This is a genomic window from Mycobacterium sp. (assembly GCF_049281135.1).
Taxonomy (GTDB): Bacteria; Actinomycetota; Actinomycetes; order Mycobacteriales; family Mycobacteriaceae; genus Mycobacterium.
Genome location: NZ_JBAPRN010000032.1, coordinates 1 through 2,011 on the forward strand (window position 1 = coordinate 1; position 2,011 = coordinate 2,011).

A 2,011-nucleotide genomic window follows, 5' to 3' on the forward strand; every position below is an offset into this window, starting at 1 on the left:
GGACCGGGCCGAGCTCGACGCGCACGAGGCTCTCGCACTCACGGCGAGCACCGGCGCGTACCTACACACACCCGACATCCTCGAATGCCTTGCCGCTCTTGCCGGCGACTCCGGCAGCCAGCGCGAAGCGGCGCGGCTGCTCGGCGCGGCGCACAACATTCGGCAGCGCACGGGCGCGGTCCGCTTCAAGATCTACGACGCCAGCTGCGAAGCTTGGGCTGCTTCCGTCCGAGATACGATGAGCGAAAAGGACTTTGACGCGGCGTGGGCAGAGGGTGGGGCGCTGTCCACCCAGGACGCGATCGCCTACGCGCAGCGCGGCCGCGGTGCCCGCAAACGCCCAGCCAGTGGCTGGGCGTCACTCACGCCCACCGAGCTTGACGTCGTGCGCCTGGTCAGCGCGGGACTCAGCAACAACGACGTCGCCGCAAGGCTTTTCGTCTCACCACGCACCGTGCAAACCCACCTCACCCACGTCTACGCCAAGCTCGGCCTGACCTCGCGCGTGCAGCTCGTCCAGGAGGCGGCGCGGCACACCTCAAGCTGATCTCCGCTGGCTTGACGTCCGTGCGTGAACACGCGCATCTACCGGCTCGGCGGCGACGACGGTGAACGGGGTGGCCAGCGGGAAGTCGCCCTTGAGCGACTCGATCCGGGCGCCACGGATGATGGTGGCCAGTGCGAGGGTGGCTTCCAGCATGGCGAAATGGTCGCCGATGCACGACCGAGGCCCTCCGCCGAAAGGCAGGTACTGCCAACGACTTCGGCCCTGTGATCGCTCCGGCAGAAACCGATCCGGGTCAAATGTCAGCGGGCGGTCCCACAGTTCCGGATCCCGGTGCATGGCGTAGAAGCTGACCACCGCCATGGTGCCGGCTTGCAGCCGGTAGCCATCGACGGCCACATCCTTGGTGAGCATGCGGGGCGTTCCGGCGGCAGGCGGGCACAGTCGAAGCGCCTCGTGCAGCACCCGCACAGTGTGACCCAGCCGGGGTACGTCGTCTGGGGTCAACGGCCGGTCACCGAGTGCGCTGACCTCATCGAACACTCGCTCTTGGATTTGGGGGTGGCGCCCAAGCGCCCAGAGTGAATACGCGAGGGTGGTCGACGTGGTGTCGTGGCCGGCGAGGATGAACAGCACCAGCTCGTGGCAGATCTCTTCGTCGGAAAGTGGTTGGCCCGTTTCCGGATCGGCTGCGGCGATCAAGGCACGCACAAGTGGCGCATCCCGGTCGGGATCTTTTCGTACCGCGGCGAGGATCTCGGCGGCGAGCTGATGCAGAGTCGCATTGCCCTTTCGTGCCCGTCGCTGACCGGGGGTGGGCACCCATTGCGGCAGATTGAACGGCCGGATCCCGCGGTCCGCGATCCATGTAAGGGTGGGTCGCAATGCCTGCCCGATGTCATCGGCCCGGCCGTCGAGGTCCATGCCGAGCACGGACCGGCCGAGCGCCCGCAGAGTAAGGGTGCGGCATTCGGTATCCAAATCAACTGAGGCACCGTCGCGCCAGGCATCGACCACGGACTGCGCGGCCGCCGCCATGTGCCCGGCGTAGCGCGGGATGCGCTGCTTGGTGAACATCGGCTGGAGGGTTCGCCGCCGCGGCAACCATTCGTGGTGTGGCAGAACCAGCAGATTGCCGCCCATCAGCCGGCGCAGCTGAATCGCGGTGGTCGTTCGGCCGCGATCGGCAATCTCGTCGGTACGGCTCAGAACGTCCCGCGCGCCCTGCGGCGATGCGATCAACACCACCGTCGGGAATAGCCATTTGGGCCCGAACACGATTCGGGTGACGGGGCCGCCGGCATCGACCAAATCCTGCTGCCCGTCGATCAGCGACCGCACGGCCCTGAGCTGGTCCCGATAACGGAGCGGATTCTTCGGCGCCAAGTGCAGTTCGGCAACATCAGTCGGCGGTGCAGACGTTATAAGCATGGCCGTCAACCTTTCTGGAAATTCAACTGTGTCAACGCCCAGCCCCGAGGACATGAGTAGTGGACTACTTAATTT

2 protein-coding genes are annotated in these 2,011 nt (G+C 66.3%); one reads left to right on the plus strand and one right to left on the minus strand.

Going from position 1 to position 2,011, the window contains the following annotated elements:
- A partial coding sequence (locus WAN02_RS01240) for a response regulator transcription factor (protein WP_422262062.1) occupies positions 1 to 547 on the plus strand: 547 nt, incomplete at its 5' end.
- Here WAN02_RS01240 and WAN02_RS01245 read toward each other — a convergent pair.
- A complete protein-coding gene (locus tag WAN02_RS01245; RefSeq protein WP_422262064.1) occupies positions 539 to 1,936 on the minus strand; it encodes a cytochrome P450 in 1,398 nt (465 codons plus the stop codon). The two genes, WAN02_RS01240 and WAN02_RS01245, sit on opposite strands and share 9 nt — an antisense overlap.
- Positions 1,937 to 2,011: the final 75 nt, after the last annotated feature.